General features: G+C 63.9%; 12 protein-coding genes. 3 read left to right on the forward strand and 9 right to left on the reverse strand.

From position 1 onward, the window contains the following. Positions 1-225: 225 nt before the first annotated feature. The 4 genes from SPHS8_RS15825 to cofH all read right to left on the reverse strand — a co-directional run bounded on the left by SPHS8_RS15825 (position 226) and on the right by cofH (position 6,013). Entirely contained in the window at positions 226-1,467 is a 1,242-nt protein-coding gene (locus SPHS8_RS15825; protein ID WP_201516393.1) for a CaiB/BaiF CoA transferase family protein, read from the reverse strand. A 155-nt stretch (positions 1,468-1,622) separates the two neighbouring features. Then, on the reverse strand, positions 1,623-2,735 hold the full coding sequence (locus SPHS8_RS15830) for a helix-turn-helix transcriptional regulator (protein WP_201516394.1): 1,113 nt from the start codon (positions 2,733-2,735) through the stop codon (positions 1,623-1,625). 51 nt (positions 2,736-2,786) lie between these two features. Next, positions 2,787-3,632, reverse strand: a complete 846-nt coding sequence (locus tag SPHS8_RS15835) for an HpcH/HpaI aldolase/citrate lyase family protein (protein ID WP_201516395.1) — start codon at positions 3,630-3,632, stop codon at positions 2,787-2,789. A gap of 71 nt (positions 3,633-3,703) precedes the next feature. Then, complete coding sequence (gene cofH, locus SPHS8_RS15840; protein WP_201516396.1) at positions 3,704-6,013, reverse strand: 5-amino-6-(D-ribitylamino)uracil--L-tyrosine 4-hydroxyphenyl transferase CofH; 2,310 nt, start codon at positions 6,011-6,013, stop codon at positions 3,704-3,706. A 245-nt stretch (positions 6,014-6,258) separates the two neighbouring features. Between cofH and lptB the strand changes: the two genes are divergently transcribed. Together lptB and rpoN are read left to right on the forward strand one after the other, a co-directional pair. Beyond that, positions 6,259-7,044, forward strand: a complete 786-nt coding sequence (lptB, locus tag SPHS8_RS15845; RefSeq protein WP_201516397.1) for an LPS export ABC transporter ATP-binding protein — start codon at positions 6,259-6,261, stop codon at positions 7,042-7,044. Positions 7,045-7,095: 51 nt separating this feature from the next. Continuing rightward, a complete protein-coding gene (gene rpoN / locus SPHS8_RS15850) occupies positions 7,096-8,604 on the forward strand; it encodes an RNA polymerase factor sigma-54 (protein WP_201516398.1) in 1,509 nt (502 codons plus the stop codon). 194 nt (positions 8,605-8,798) lie between these two features. Here the strand turns inward: rpoN and SPHS8_RS15855 are convergent, their stop codons facing one another. Further along, positions 8,799-9,197 (reverse strand): DUF1489 family protein, encoded by a 399-nt coding sequence (locus SPHS8_RS15855; RefSeq protein WP_201516399.1) that lies wholly within the window; start codon positions 9,195-9,197, stop codon positions 8,799-8,801. 40 nt (positions 9,198-9,237) lie between these two features. Beyond that, on the reverse strand, positions 9,238-10,686 hold the full coding sequence (mgtE, locus tag SPHS8_RS15860; RefSeq protein WP_201516400.1) for a magnesium transporter: 1,449 nt from the start codon (positions 10,684-10,686) through the stop codon (positions 9,238-9,240). 157 nt (positions 10,687-10,843) lie between these two features. Here mgtE and SPHS8_RS15865 point away from each other — a divergent pair, with 157 nt between their 5' ends. After that, positions 10,844-11,296, forward strand: coding sequence for a peptidylprolyl isomerase (locus SPHS8_RS15865; RefSeq protein WP_201516401.1), 453 nt, complete (start codon positions 10,844-10,846; stop codon positions 11,294-11,296). Between the two features lie 201 nt (positions 11,297-11,497). Here the strand turns inward: SPHS8_RS15865 and SPHS8_RS15870 are convergent, their stop codons facing one another. The 3 genes from SPHS8_RS15870 to ppc all read right to left on the reverse strand — a co-directional run bounded on the left by SPHS8_RS15870 (position 11,498) and on the right by ppc (position 15,669). Further along, positions 11,498-12,157, reverse strand: coding sequence for a hypothetical protein (locus SPHS8_RS15870; RefSeq protein WP_201516492.1), 660 nt, complete (start codon positions 12,155-12,157; stop codon positions 11,498-11,500). After that, complete coding sequence (locus tag SPHS8_RS20490) at positions 12,157-12,717, reverse strand: hypothetical protein (RefSeq protein WP_236575215.1); 561 nt, start codon at positions 12,715-12,717, stop codon at positions 12,157-12,159. The genes SPHS8_RS15870 and SPHS8_RS20490 overlap by 1 nt, the downstream gene beginning before the upstream one ends. A 255-nt stretch (positions 12,718-12,972) precedes the next feature. Next, positions 12,973-15,669, reverse strand: coding sequence for a phosphoenolpyruvate carboxylase (gene ppc / locus SPHS8_RS15880; RefSeq protein ID WP_201516493.1), 2,697 nt, complete (start codon positions 15,667-15,669; stop codon positions 12,973-12,975). Between the last annotated feature and the right edge of the window lie 172 nt (positions 15,670-15,841).

Below are 15,841 nucleotides of genomic sequence, written 5' to 3' on the forward strand. Positions count from 1 at the left end.
CACGATCCGACACCATCTACGCAGGCACAGACCAAATCCAGCGCAACATCATCGCCGAACGCGGACTAGCTATGCCACGAGAACCCAGAGGGTGACGATAAATGGGGGTAAAGCTGACCAGCTTTACCCCCAAAACTCAGCTCGCGCCCAATCAGGCCCAATAATAGCCTGTATAGTGTCACGATAAACGCGCCCGGCGGCCGGAAACCGCCGGGATCATGGAGATCAGATAATCTTCATCTCTCGCAATTCGTCGATGCGCGCCGCGTCATAACCCAGCTCGCCCAGCACCTCGGCGCTATGTTCGCCAAGCAGGGGCGGCGCACGGCGGATCGTCGCCGGAGATTCCGACATATTGGCCAGCGGGCTGGCGATCAGGTCGATGGTCCCAGTCTCGGACCATGGATGCGGCGTCGTCACCCGCAAGCCGCGATGCTGCACCTGCGGATCTTCCCACACTTCTGGCAGTTCATTGTAGCGCGCGGCGGGAATGCTCACCTCATCGAACTTCGCCTGAAGCTCTTCCGAAGTGAAACCACGGCTCCACTCATTGATGATGTCCATCAATTCGAGCCGGTTCAACTTGCCCCGCTTGTAATTCTCGTCGAAGCGCGGGTCCTGGTAGAGTTCAGGCTGCCCCATCAGCACCGTCAGGCGACGCCAATGTTCGTCACCCCCCGCCGTCAGGTACAGCATGCCGTCCTTGGTATGGATAAGGTCCGCAGGCCCGCCGCCATTGCCGCCATTGCCGAGCCGAGGCGGCGTAACGCCGCTCAGCAGATAATCCTGCATGATATGGCTGATCATCGCCACCGAACTATCCAGAAGGGCGATATCGATATGCTGCCCTTCACCAGTCTGGTTACGATGCTGAAGCGCGGCAAGAATGGAAATAGCCACATTATGGCCCGTGATGAAATCCACCAGGCTAGGACCGGCCTTGAGCGGCCCAGCCCCAGGCTGCCCTTCCGGAATACCGGTGACCGCCATCATCCCGCCGGTAGCCTGGAACAGGCCGTCATAGCCAGGCCGCGCCGCCATCGGCCCCGTCTGCCCGAAACCGGTCACCGAACAATAGATGAGGCGCGGGTTGATCGCCTTCAGGCTCTCATAATCCAGTCCGAAACGCTTGAGATCGCCGACCTTGTAATTTTCGATCAGCACATCGGCGCCCTGCACCAGCTTGCGCAGGATTTCCTGGCCTTCAGCCTTGCTATGGTTGAGCGTGATCGACCGCTTGTTGCGGTTCGCCGCCGCGAAAAAGCCCGCCTGGCGGACATTCATCCCGTCCTTGCCCTTCACCTCGGCAAGGCCGTAGACGCGTCCATCATCGCCAACGCCCGGGCGTTCCACCTTGATCACGTCCGCGCCCAGATCGCCCAGTATCTGCGCGCCGATGGGCCCTGCGAGAACGCGGGTCATGTCGATGACGCGAATGCCTTCAAGGGCTGCCTTGTTACTGCTCATGGTCGCCTGCCCCTCCAATTGATATGCGTAGCGTTGGGCGGCCCCTTATCCACTTTTCCGTCAAAGCGCCAGACAAGAGGCCGCGAAACTTGCAGGGAAAGGGAGATATTTCTGCTGTTTCACGGCCATGGAAATTCGCCGCACCCTGCGCCTGATCAGGCGAAGGGAGCAAGCCCCGTCAGGATCAGCCGGACCAGGTCAGCCTGCCCCTTCGCACCTGTCTTTTCATAGATACGCTTGGAATAGTTGCGCGCCGTTTCGCTGGTCAGGCGCAGCTGCTCACCCGCGCTGACGATACTCTCTCCCAGGCTCAACGCATGGGCCAGCGCCGCTTCGCTGCTCGACAGTCCGTGCAGTGCCGCCAGGGTGCCGACCGCCGCCTGCGCCGCTTCGCGCCTTGGGGTCCGCACGATGCCGATCACCGCTGGCAAGGCGCAAGGTTCGCTCAACGCCAGATCGGATTTTCGCAGCAGCAGGTCCAGGTCCCGGCTCTCATCGATGCGGATCACCCGGGTCGCGCCCGGCGGCGCCGACGCCATTTCCGCGCAAGCCCGGTTGAGCGCATGAGTCGTGTCGGGCAGTAATTGCAGCCGCCGCTCCGGACTTGGGCCGGGCTTCATGGTGAAGCTCAACATCGCCTCCGCCGCTGGATCGGCAGCCATCACTCGGCCACCCCAGTCGAACGCCAACTGTGCCACGCCCAGCCGCGCGAGTGCGCCCTGCGCCATCGCCACCTGCAATCGCGCCTCGATCAGGGCCACCAAAGTCCGCAAGGCTGCGGCGAAATGCGGGGCGATGCTGGACAGCACGGCGACGGCGGAGGCAGAGAAATCCTCCCGTTCCCGTACCAGCAGGAAATGGGCGTCCGCCACGCCGCCCGCCGCGACACGCAACCAGCGGCCGTAGCGGATATTCATCTCATTAAGCGCCTCGCGCTGCCGCGCCAGTTCGCCTGCATCATCATAGTTGAGCATCTCATCCAGCGCATAGACGCGCCCTGGACGCAGCGATCCATAAGGATGCAGCCGCAGCGCATCCAGCCGCCGGAAATCGAGCGGCGGTTCCTGCGAAGCACGCGGCGCGGCGATGTGGATCACCGTGGGCTCCTGTTCGGGCATGGCATTGGCCAGTGAAATGATCAGGAAGGCCCGCCGCGCATAGGTGCGGCTGACGAGATTACGGATGAAAGCGCCAAAGGGCGGGCTTTCATGAATCCCGTCCACCAGCGGCAGGAACAGCTCGTTCTGATCGGCCCAGAGAGAACCCATGCCCCGCCTCTCCCATATGGGAGATAGGCCGTCAAGTTGACTGGCGGTGGTTCAACAGCGGGCGAGAAGCGCCTGCGCTTTTATCAGGTGCGGCCGGTCGATCATCTTGCCGTCCAGCGTCAGCACGCCCGCGCCAGGATTGGCGGCAAATGCATCGACCACTGCCTGGGCACGGGCGACTTCCTCTTCCGAGGGGGTGAAGGCCGTGTTGATCACGGAGACCTGATCGGGATGCACGGCCATCATGCCCAGAAAGCCGTCACGCGCGCCGCGCTGCGCATAAGCGGCGAGCCCCTCCAGATCGCGAATGGCCGGATATACCGTCTCGATAGGGAGCACCCCTGCCGCGCTTGCGGCGAAAAGGGTAAGCGCGCGCGCAATTTCATAGGGCGACGTGTAGCTGCCATCGGCATGCCGGGCCGTCAGCGCGCCGACCGCCGCGGGCAGATCCTCCGCGCCCCAGGTAAGGCCAGCCAACCGCTCCGGCACATCGGCATATTCACTCAGCCGGAACAACGCCTTGGGCGTTTCCGTCGCGATCGGCAGGATCAGCGCGCGATCATCACCGCGCTGCCGCAGCCGCTCGTCCAAATCCCTGATCGACGCGGCACCTTCCGCCTTGGGCAGCATGATCCCCGCCGGCCCCGCTTCCGCGACTGCATCCAGATCGGCGTCTGTAAGACCACCGTCGAGCGGGTTCACGCGCACGAACAACAGGGTTTCGCCACCCGCCGCTTCCTTCAGAAAGGCCGCGATTTCCATGCGAGCCGCCGCCTTGCCAGCGAGCGCCACTGAATCCTCAAGGTCCAGGATCAAGGCATCGGCGCCGCTGTTCAGCGCCTTGCGCATCCGTTCGGGCCGATCACCCGGCACGAACAACAATGACCGCAAACGCATTGGCCGCCTGGCTTCCATTCCCTCAATCATCCCCACGCCTTATCGTCACCGGCACGGCTTGGCAAAGCAGATCAGGCCGCCGCCTCCTGCCTCACCTGCCCGTAAAGCGTAGTGCGCTGCCTGGCAAAGCGCCCGGCCGCCTCTGCTGTACGATGCATGCGATCAACATCGAACAATTGGCCGTTGGCGCCGCCTGCCGCGCGTGTGATGGATTCGTCCATCAGCACGCCGCCCAGATCATTCACGCCCGCGCCCAGCGCCGCAATAACGCCCTCTTCGCCAAGCTTCACCCAGCTCGCCTGGATGTTCGAAATCGCGCCGTGCAGGGCAATTCGCGCCACCGCCTGCATCAGCATCGCCTCCCGAAAGCTCGGCCCGGACCGCGCCTTGCCCTTCCGCCAAATCGGCGCTTCCATATGGACGAACGGCAACGGCACGAATTCGGTAAAGCCGCCAGTCTCCTCCTGAAGGTCCCGCACCACGCGCAAATGCCTCGCCCAATGGCGATAGTCGTCCACATGCCCGAACATGATGGTTGCCGTGCTTTTCAGGCCGACCCGATGCGCCGCCCGCATCACCGCCACCCATTCATCGGTCGAAACCTTGTCCGGGCAGATGATCGCGCGCACCTCCTCATGCAGCACTTCGGCCGCCGTGCCAGGCAGGGTGGACAGCCCTGCTTCCTTCAGCATCGTCAGATAGGGCTCCAGTTCCATTCCGAGCGTCGAAGCGCCATGGGCGATTTCCAACGGCGAAAAGGCATGGATATGGATGCCCGGCGCAGCCTCCCGCACCGCCTTGACGATCGACAGATAGGTATGGCCGTCATAGTCGGGATGGATGCCGCCTTGCAGGCACACTTCGGTTGCACCCCGCGCCTGCGCCTCCGCTGCCCGTCGCGCCACTTCCTCCAGGTCGAGCCGGTAGGCAGGCCCGCGCAAGGCCTTCGCCGTCCCCTTGGAAAAGGCGCAAAATCCGCACCGGTAGCTGCAGATGTTGGTGTAATTGATGTTGCGATTGACGACATAGGTCACGGCATCGCCCACCGTTCGGCGCCGCAATCGATCGGCGGCATCCATAACCCGACGAACATCGGAACCAGCCGCCTCGAACAGGGCGACAATTTCTCCTTCTTCAAGGCCGCGCCCCAACGCCGCCCTGTCCAATATGGCCTCGATTCGTCCAGTCTGCATCGTCTCCCCGGCGGCAGGCAGCGATGGCGGCGGCTCACCCGTTCCCGCGCGCCACCGCTCGATGATCGGCAAGCCCCTGGCATCCACTTCCCGCCGCACCTTCAGCGCGATTGCAGGCTCCAGCCATCGCTCCGGCTCCTTGGCATAGCGCGGACCCACCGCCAGCCTTTCGGTCAGCACGCGCCCGGCCGCCGCCGTTGCAGCGCCAAGCGCCATCAGATGCGGCCAGGGGGCTTCGGGATTCACATGGTCCGGCGTAACCGGCGAAACCCCGCCCCAATCATTGACCCCCGCCCGCATCAAACCGGCGAGGCCGTCGGGCTGGAGGTTCGGCGGCGCCTGGATCGTCATCTCCGGCCCCAATATCAGCCGGGCGGCAGCGATCGTCCAAAGATGCTCCTCCAGCGGCGGCTCGGCACGCCCTGCCATCCGCGTGTCCGCCTTGGCCCGGAAATTCTGGATGATGACTTCCTGGACATGGCCATGCCGCGCATGAGCATCGCGGATCGCAATCAATGCTTCGATCCGCTCCATCCGCGTCTCGCCGATGCCGATCAGCAAGCCGGTGGTGAAGGGCATCCGCGCCCGTCCCGCCGCTTCGATCGCCTCCAGCCGCACCGCCGGGACCTTGTCGGGCGAGCCATGATGCGGTCCGCCCCTGGCGCACAGCCGCTCGGACGTGCTTTCGAGCATCAGTCCCATGGACGCCGCCACCGGCCGCAGCATCGCCAGATCATCATCGTCCATGATGCCGGGGTTCAGATGCGGCAGCAGGCTCGTTTCAGCCAGCACCGCCGCCGCTGCCTCGCGCAGATAGCTCAGCGTTGATCCATGCCCCAATCCCGCCAGCGCCGATCGCGCGACCGCATAGCGGTCCTCCGGCCGGTCTCCCAGCGTGAACAGCGCCTCCCGGCAACCCGCCGCTTCGCCCGCCCGTGCGATGTCCAGCACTTGCTCGATCGACAGATAGGGCGACCCGGCATTGCGCGGCGCCTTGGCAAAGGTGCAATAATGGCAGACGTCGCGGCACAGATGCGTCAGCGGGATGAAGACCTTGCGCGAATAGGTGACGGTCGCGCCAAAAGACGCCAGCGTCATGGCTTCGGCCTGTTCCATCAAGGATTCCACGGACTGCGGGATCAGCGCACGCGCCCATCCCTCCGCCGTACCGGCTTCTGTTATCCTCATTCCTCGCCTATCCTATTGCATCAAATTGTACAGCAGCGGACAGTTTTGCCCTGCTCCAACTCGATCCCGAACTTGATGCAGCACTGACCCTTGTGGCGCGCCAAATCAAGCATTGAACGGCCTTTCAGCGGGGATCGCCGATTTTCCCCTTGCCCCGGACGCAATCCCATGCACAAAGCTTGCCAATTGCCTCGGCCGCGCCGCTATTTTACGTGGCGTTAACCATGTCGCAGCAAGGATGAGTGATGGACGATGTCGTAATTCAGGATAGGCAGGACGCCGAAAGGCGCAGGGCAGCGCAGGAATCGAGCGACGGCCTGTCGGTCATTTCCATCGCCAAAAGCTATGACAAGCGCACGGTCCTGACCGATGTCTCGCTCACAGTAGGAAAGGGTGAGGTTGTCGGCCTGCTCGGCCCCAACGGCGCGGGCAAGACCACCTGTTTCTATTCGGTGATGGGCCTCGTCCGCCCGGATCATGGCCGCATCATCCTGGACGGCCAGGACATCACCGGCCTTCCCATGTACCGCCGCGCGATACTGGGCCTTGGCTATCTACCGCAGGAAACGTCGATCTTCCGCGGCCTCACCGTCGCCCAGAATATCAGCGCGGTGCTGGAACTGGCCGAACCGGACAAGGCATCGCGCGAAGCTCGCCTTGCCCAGCTGCTCGACGAATTCGGCCTCACCCGCCTAGCCAATTCGTCCGCCATGGCGCTCTCCGGCGGTGAACGCCGCCGCTGCGAAATCGCCCGCGCGCTTGCCGCCAATCCCTCGATCGTCCTGCTGGACGAACCCTTTGCAGGCATCGATCCGCTCTCCATCGCCGACATTCGCGACCTTGTGAAGCAGTTGAAGACGCGCGGCATCGGCGTCCTCATCACTGACCATAATGTGCGCGAGACGCTGGAAATCGTGGACCGCGCCTGCATCATCTATGGCGGCCAGGTGCTCTTCACCGGCAGCCCGACCGAACTGGTCGCCAATGCCGAGGTGCGCCGCCTCTATCTGGGCGAGAATTTCTCGCTCTGAAATGACCGCGCGGCGCCCCTTCCTCCGGCGTGACGAAACAGGCACCGGCTGATGTCGCTCGCGCCGCGCCTCGACATCCGGCAAAGCCAATCGCTGGTGATGACGCCGCAGCTTCAGCAGGCGATCAAGCTGCTGGCGCTTTCCAATCTCGAAATCGACGCCTTCGTCGCAGCGGAACTGGAAAAGAACCCGTTGCTGGAGGCAGGCGGCCCGACCGATCCAGCGCCCCCCGCCGATGGCATAGACGCGCAGATGGACCTCCCTGCGCTCGCGCCAGAAACCGGTGCCATCGACGCGCTGATCGGCCAAGGCCACGCCGAAACCGACGCCCCGCTCGACGTCGATTATGGCGCGGAAACCTTCATTGACGATGGCCCGTCCGATCGCGCCGTCAGCGCCATGGGATCAGGCGGCCACGATCTTTCCCAAGGCAGCGGCGAAGCGATCGACTTCGACAGCTTCGCCAATCCGGAGATCGGCCTTCAGGAACATCTGATGGACCAAGCGCGCAATGCGCTCTCCGGTATGGACCTGCTGATCGCGACCCAGCTCATCGGCCAGATCGACGAGGCCGGCTATCTGGAGGCCAACCTCATCGAAACCGCCCATAGCCTCAGCGTCCCTCTTGCTCAGACGGAACAGGTGCTGGGCGTCATCCACGGCTTCGACCCCACCGGCGTCGGCGCCCGATCGCTCGCCGAATGCCTGACGCTTCAGGCCAAGGAGGCGGATCGCTATGACCCCTGCATGGCGAAGCTGCTCGCCAATCTAGACCTGCTCGCCCGTGGAGCCCTCCCCCAACTGCGCCGCATCTGCGGCGTGGATGAAGAGGATATGGCCGACATGATCCGCGAGCTGCGCGCCTATGATCCGAAGCCAGGCCTGCGCTACTCAAACGACCGCGCACCCCCGGTGACGCCCGACCTGTTCGTGAAACCCACAGGCGGTGGCTGGTCGATCGAGATCAACAGCGCGACCTTGCCCCGCCTGCTCATCAACCGCAACTATTATGTCGAACTCGCCTCCGGCCCGCAGGATCGCACGTCAAAGGCATGGCTTGCCGACTGCCTCGCCAGCGCCAATTGGCTGGTCAAGGCGCTCGACCAGCGGCAGAAAACGATCATCAAGGTCGCCACCGAAATCGTCCGCTGCCAGGAAGATTTCTTCCGCCAGGGCGTCGCGCACCTGAAGCCCCTGACGCTCAAGATGGTCGCCGAAGCCATCGGCATGCATGAATCGACCGTCAGCCGCGTCACTTCCAACAAATATCTCTCCTGCCCGCGCGGCGTTTATGAGCTCAAATATTTCTTCACCAGCGGCGTGTCGGCAGCAGGCGGCGATGGCGCCGTCTCCGCCGAAGCGGTGAAGAGCCACATCAAGGCCCTGATCGCCGCAGAAACCGCCGACGCGATCCTGTCCGACGATACGCTGGTCGACCTGCTCCGCGGCAAGGGTATGGACATCGCGCGCCGCACCGTCGCCAAATATCGCGAGGCGATGGGCATCGGCTCATCGGTGCAAAGGCGGCGGCAAAAAGCGCTGCAAGGAAAGGCGGCGTAACGCTCACCACCACCCGATCGAGGGCCATCACCTCGTTAGAACACCCCCACCTCCGTTCGCCCTGAGCCTGTCGAAGGGCTTTTCTTCAGGCATAGCACTTGAAAAGAAGAAAAGGGCTTCGACAAGCTCAGCCCGAACGGAAGCTGGAGAATAGCCAACAGTCCGAACGAGAACGAGGTCTCCAATACCCTCCCTCAAACCAACCCCAACCGCGTCAACTCCCCCAGCATCGCGGGTGGCATCGCCTCCAGATCATCCACCTCGCCCGACCCCAGATCAGGCGGCGCATCCTTCTCCTCCAAGTACCGCCACCCCTGATGCGCGCGCTTGGGCGCACCGCGCACCGCGATCAATCGCGGCTCCAGCTTGATCCAGAAGCGCCCCTGCCCGGTCTCTTGAAAACCGATCAACGGACTACGCCCCACCAGCCTGTGCTGATGGATCCAGTAAAGCGACCCGCCCTCCATCTCCGCCACCCGCTTGGGCAGGTAGCGGGTCGTCAGCCGCGCCTCGCCGGAATGACTTTCCAGCCACGCGCGCAACGTCGCCGGGCTCTCGCTGCCAAAGGCAATCTTTGTGATGTGAAGGGGCATGGATCAGAAAATGGGCTCTCATCGCACAGGGTCAAGCCCGTCACAGACCCCAGATCGTCGCCAGCCCCAGGAAAGAGAAGAAGCCCATGATGTCCGTCGTCGTCGTCACGAACACCGCCGACGATACCGCCGGATCGACATTGAACCGGTCCAGCGTCACCGGCACCAATATCCCCGCCAGTCCCGCGACCAGATTGTTGATCAGCATCGCCATGGCAATCACCAGGCCAAGGTCATGATTGCCATAGATTAATCCCACGGCCAGGCCAACCATGATCCCGAGCGCCGTGCCATTGGCGCTCGCGATGCGAAACTCCCGCGCGATCTGCCGGATCGTATTCGAACTGGTCAGCTGGTTGGTCGCCAGCGCGCGCACCGCGACCGCCATGGTCTGGGTCCCGGCATTGCCGCCCATGCCCGACACGATCGGCATCAGCACGGCCAGCACGACATATTTGGATATCGTCGCCTGGAACAGCCCGACGACCGACGCCGCCAGCACCGCCGTGCCCAGATTCACCACCAGCCAGGACAGGCGCGTGCGCACCGTTTCCAATATCGGCTGATTGATGTCGCCCTCGCCCGCACCCGACAAGCGCAGGATATCCTCGCCCGCTTCCTCGGAAATGATGTGGACGATGTCATCGACCGTGATCATGCCGACCAGCCGCCCACTGGCATCCACCACAGCCGCTGAAATCAGCGCATATTTCTGGAAGCGCAGCGCCACTTCCTCCTGGTCCATGTCGACCGGGATCAGTGTCTGCTCTCGCTTCATGACATCCGCCATGGCGATGGCGCGCGGGCAAGTAAGGATCCAGCTCAACTGGCAGGTGCCGATCGGCTTGTGCGCCTCGTCCACTACGAAGATTTCCCAGAAATCCGTGGTCAGGTCGCGATTGTCGCGCAGATAGTCGATCACCTGGCCGACCGTCATATGTTCGGGCACCGCGACCAGATCGCGCTGCATCAATCGGCCGGCGGACTCCTCGGGATAGGCGAGCGCGCTCTCGATCGCCGCGCGATCTTCCGGCTCCATCGCGTCGAGGACGGCCTGCTGATCGGCCTCCTCCATATCCTCGATGATCGCAACGGCGTCGTCGGTATCGAGTTCAGCGGCAAAGTCCGCGACCTGCTGCGGCTCCAGCGCATCGAGCAGGTCGTCGCGGACATAGTCGTTAAGCTCGGATAGCACCTCCGCGCCGACCAGATCGCCCAGCGCCGCCGCCACCTCGCCCCGCCGCTCGGACGGCGTCAGTTCCAGAAGGTCGGCAATATCCGCCGGGTGCAGCGGCGACACCAGTTCGCGCGCCCGATCACGGTCGCCATCCTCCACCGCGTCCAGCACGGCGGAAACAAAGTCCGGCCTCAGCCGGTCATCCTCGTCATGACGGGATTCCGCCTGCTCGGCGGCGCGTCCATCAACGACTACGTCGTCAATAGGCAGTTCGTCCGGCCGGGGCTCGGCCATATCGGCTCGCTCGCTCATCGCGTCCCCTACTGTCCGGTTCCTGTAACATTTGGCTGCTTTTGCTCATGATCGGGATAAATGCAATGCCTCAAACATTGATTGAAGCGCTTCCATCCCAGTCCTAACGCTCTATATGGACCAACATTTCCCCACTCCCCCGAAAGAGGAGATTTCCATGGCCGACGAAACGCTCACCCTCACCCTCGACAGCGGCGGCGATGTCGTCATAAAGCTGCGCCCTGATCTGGCGCCCGGCCATGTCGAACGCATCACCCAGCTCGCCAAGGAAGGCTTCTACGACGGCGTCGTCTTCCACCGCGTCATCCCCGGCTTCATGGCGCAGGGCGGTGACCCGACCGGCACCGGCATGGGCGGGTCGAAGCTGCCTGACCTGAAGGCCGAATTCAGCCGCGAACCGCACATCCGCGGCGTCTGCTCCATGGCCCGCGCGGCGAACCCGAACAGTGCCAACAGCCAGTTCTTCATCTGCTTCGACGACGCCACCTTCCTCGACGGCCAGTACACCGTCTGGGGCGAGGTCACGTCCGGCATGGAGCATGTCGACGCCCTCCCCAAGGGCGAACCGCCCCGCACCCCGGGCAAGATCCTGAAGGCAACCGTTTCCTGACAATGCGACAAGGCGAGCGGAATTAACTCCGCTCGCCTTCGCAACGGTTGGCTCCAGCATCACTCTCGGCCACTTGGCACCCACCCCTCTCCGTTCGCCCTGAGCTTGTCGAAGGGCTTTACTTCTTCTCCATACCGCCGAAGAAGATAGGGAAGGGCTTCGACAGGCTCAGCCCGAGTTGCACTTGGGGAGTTCTCCAAGCTAACGCCCCACCGACGCGTCATTCCCCACATCGCCAGCCTCGCCCTCAACCGGCGCGACATAAGGTCCAATCGACTCGATGTGCCACCGCCGGTCAGCCTCGCTCGATCCCGGCACGTCATTGACTCGCCGCAGCGTCACCTGCCGCAGCTTGTACCAAGGCTTCCCATTCACCGCGAGCCGCCCATAAACTTGCACCGGCACGGTCACATAGGAAGAGCCCGCCGCGCCCTCCATCTCACCGGGCGCACCGATATTGGCGTGGATTTCGCTAAAGTTGCGGAAACGCCGGGCAAAAGCCTCGTCATCCTCCGCGCCGATCGCGCCCTTCTCGTTCCAAAGGTCCTGCGCGTCGTCGAAACGCCGCTGTTCCAGCAGCGCATAATAGCCCTGCACAACCTGGGCAGCGCCCTGCGGTCCCTTGGGGTCGATCGACCCTTCCTCGATCGGGGCGGCATCTGGCGGCAAGCCGCCGGGCGTCCCTGGCTCGGGTGGCCGCAGCGGTTCCAGAACCTCCCGCGCCTCCGCGCGGAAGCTGTTCTCCACCTGCGCCGCGTTGGCGCCGTTGGCGAGATTGTCGATCGCGCTTTCCTCCCGCCCGTCACAGGCGGCGAGCAAGAGGGAAATGACCAGCGTTGCAGCGCCCCACCCAGCCCGCATCAGCGACGCAGCGTCCCGCGCCAATGCGTTCCATCGGAACGGGTCGTCGTGGAACCGGATCCACCGCTCGACCGGTCGCCGCTCCAGCTGCCGCGCGGGCTACCCGCGCGCGGCTGGCTCTGAACGACCGGAGGAGCAGCCGTGGCATTGTTCCTGTCCCGTCCACGCCACTGGCCATCTCTCACCCGGCGGCCATCGCGATAGAGGCGGCCTTCTTCCGGCCGGGCCAGACTGCCGCGCCAATGGTCGCCGCGCTCGTTGCGCCGGCCTTCCCAATAGCGCCGCTGGTCGTTGTTCCAGCGGTGGCGGCGTCCACCCCGGTCGTAGACATAGTAGCCGCTGCCCGGATAATAATAATCGCCGTACCAGCCATAGCCGGGGCCGTAATAGCCTGAACCATAATAAGCGGGGCCATAATAATCGTCATAATAGCCACCGCCATAATAGCCTGACCCGACGCTCACACCGCCATAATAGCCATCGTCATAGGCGCAGCCGCCCAGTGCCACCGCACCGGCAAGGCTGATCGCAGCCAGAAACCTCCGTCCGGACCACGTCATTGCCTCTCTCCTTTTCTCCAATACAGGCAGGATAACGCGTCCCGGTTGAATTGGTTGTGAATGAAAACATGGACTCTGCTCACCGCATGGGCCATCGACGTTCATCCGGCCTTCATCTTCTTGGCTGGATTAGCTTTTTTTCTGAAATTGGCCAGGTTGCTTTTGTCGCCCGGCTCTCCGGCTCGCGCCCTCCTTCACGGGGAGCGCCAGGGGTTCGGGGCGGCATTGGACTGCTAGCCGTCCCGGATTCACCCTCTAGCCGCTGTTGCGCAGCGCCGTGGCGATGGCGTTGATCGACAGTTCGATCCCTTCCTTGATGCGCGGATCATCCTCCCCGCCGCGATGGCGCTTCATCAGCTCCACCTGCAACAGGTTCAGCGGCTCGATATAGGGCAGCCGCAACCGGATCGATTCATCCAGCTTCGGGTTCTTCTCCAGCAATCGCGACTGCCCCGTCGCCGCCAGCAACCCGTCATGGGTCAGCTGCCACCCCTGCCGGATACGATCGAAGATCGCGCCGCCCACCGCCTGATCCTCGACCAGCGGCAGATAATGGGCCGCAATCCCCAGATCCGACTTCGCCAGCACCATCTCCAGATTGGCAAGCGCGGATTTGAGGAAGGACCAGCTCTGCGCCATATCGGCCAGCAGCGCCTTGTCCTCGAACGCCTCGAACGCCTGTCCCATGCCGTACCAGCCGGGCAGCATCACCCGCGCCTGTGACCAGCTGAACACCCACGGGATCGCCCGCAAATCCTCGATCCGCGTACTCTTCGTCCGGCTGGCGGGCCGCGACCCGATCTTAAGGCCGGAAATCTCCTGGATCGGCGTCAGCTGCCGGAAGAACTCCTTGAACCCCTCCGTCCCGTAGACAAGGTCGCGATAAGCGGCAAAAGCGGTCTTGGACAGTTCGTCCATCGCCCCGGCAAAGCGCGCTGCATCCTTGTCCGAAATCCCCTCCGGCTCCAGGCTGGCAAGCAAAGTCGCGCTCGTCATCGCCTCCAAATTGGTCATCGCCACGTCGCGCGTGCCGAACTTCGCCGCGATCACCTCACCCTGTTCGGTGATGCGGATGCGCCCCTGCACCGTGCCGCGCGGCTGCGCCTGGATCGCCGCGAAGGAGGAACCCCCGCCACGCCCCACCGCGCCGCCCCGGCCGTGGAACAGCTGCATCGCCGTGCCCGCTTCCTCGAACACCGGCGCCAGCGCCTTGCTCGCCTGATACAGCCCCCAGGTCGACGTGATATAGCCGCCATCCTTGTTGCTGTCGGAATAGCCGATCATCACTTCCTGATGACCCCGCTCGCGCACCACCCCCGCAATCTCGGGCAGGCCGAAATAGGCCGCCATGATGCCCGGCGCGGCCTCCAGATCCGCGATCGTCTCGAACAGCGGCACCGCCATGATCGCCGCCCGCGCCGGTCCGCCATCATTCCCCGCGCGCCACAAGCCCGCCTCCTTCAGCAGCAGGTTGACCTCCAGCAGGTCCGAAACGCTCTCCGCCTTGGAAATGATATAATGGCTTATGCACGCAGGCCCGTAAGTCTGATGCGCCTCCGCCGCCGCCTGCACGATCGCCAGTTCGGACGCAGTCTCCTCCGAATATTCCGAAAAGCGCGACCCGAGCGGCCTGTTGCTCGCCAGTTCGGCCCTTAGCAGAGCAACCCGCGCCTCCTCATCCAGCGCGGCATAATCCTCCTCGACCCCCGCGACCTTCAGCATTTCGGCGACGACGCGCTCATGCACATCGCTATTCTGCCGCATGTCGAGCGTCGCGAGGTGGAACCCGAACGTCTCCACCGCCCGGATCAGCCGCCCCAGCGCCCCGCCCGTCGCCAGCGCGCCGTCACCCTCGCTCGCCAGCCCCTGCGCCACTGTCACCAGATCGCGCCGCAAATCCCCCGGCTGCGCATAGGGCTCTCCCGACAACCGCGAAGGACGGGGCGGCTCTTTGCCTACCAATTCCCGATAGGTCGCCGCCAGTCGCGCATAAATCCCCGACAGCGCGCGCCGATATGGCTCATCCCCGCGGCTGGGCGAGTTGTCCCCGCTTGCCTCCGCCAAGTCCAGCACCGCCTCTGGCACATGCGCCAGCTCGGTCGAAAGCGACAATTCTGCCCCCAGGGCGTGCACCGCCTCCAGATAATAAGCGATCGCCGCCTCGCACCCACGCCCGAGCGCCGACCGCAACTGGGGCGCCTGCACGAACGGATTGCCGTCCCGGTCCCCGCCGATCCAGTTCCCCACCCGCAGGAAACTGGGCGGCCGCACCCCCAACACTCGCTCCCACCGCGCATAAAGCGCCGGCAGCACCGGCAGGAACACGTCCCGGAAATAGGTCAGGACATTGTCGATCTCATCCTGCACGAACAGCTTCTGCCGCCGCAAAGGCCGCGTCTGCCACAACAGCGCGATCTGCCGCGCGATCGCCTCGTCCAGATTCTCCCCGTCCTCGGTCTCGTCGCGCCCCGCATCCTTCAACATCATCAAGTCGGCGATGCGGTTCTTATGATCGATCATGCTCTTGCGCCGCACTTCGGTTGGGTGGGCGGTCAGCACCGGCACGATCAGCGAATGGTTGAGCAGCGCCAGCACCGCGTCCCGCCCGATCCCATGCGCCTCCAGCCGCTCGATTGCCGAAGCCACATCCGCGTCCGGATCAGCCGCCACCCCCTGCCGATCTTCCGCCAGATTGGCGAGCATCGAAAACAGCATGAACCCGCGCACGAAGGACAGCGTATCGTCCAGGCTCAACGCCTCCAGCCCGGTATCCACCACATCCGCGCCATGCAGCCCGCGCGCCCGGTCAACCGATGCGGACCGGATATATTCCGTCTGCCGGTAAAGCCGATCCCCGCCATAGGCCCGGATCACGTCGCCGAGCAGGCGGCCAAGGTAACGAATGTCCGGATTTTGCGTAACCGGCGGAGGAGGAGAGGAAAGAGTCGCCATGAAATCGATGCTGCGCCGCAACAATCGTTCGGTCAAGCCTCAACCACTCCGTACTCCTGCGAAGGCAGGAGTCCAGTTCGGAGCGCAGACCTGGGCTCCTGCCTCCGCAGGAGCACATCATATCAAGCCCCGCTCGTGCCGAGCTTCTCGCAGCCCGCGCGCGCCCTTCGCC

Source organism: Sphingobium sp. S6 (assembly GCF_905120495.1).
GTDB lineage: Bacteria > Pseudomonadota > Alphaproteobacteria > Sphingomonadales > Sphingomonadaceae > Sphingobium > Sphingobium agri.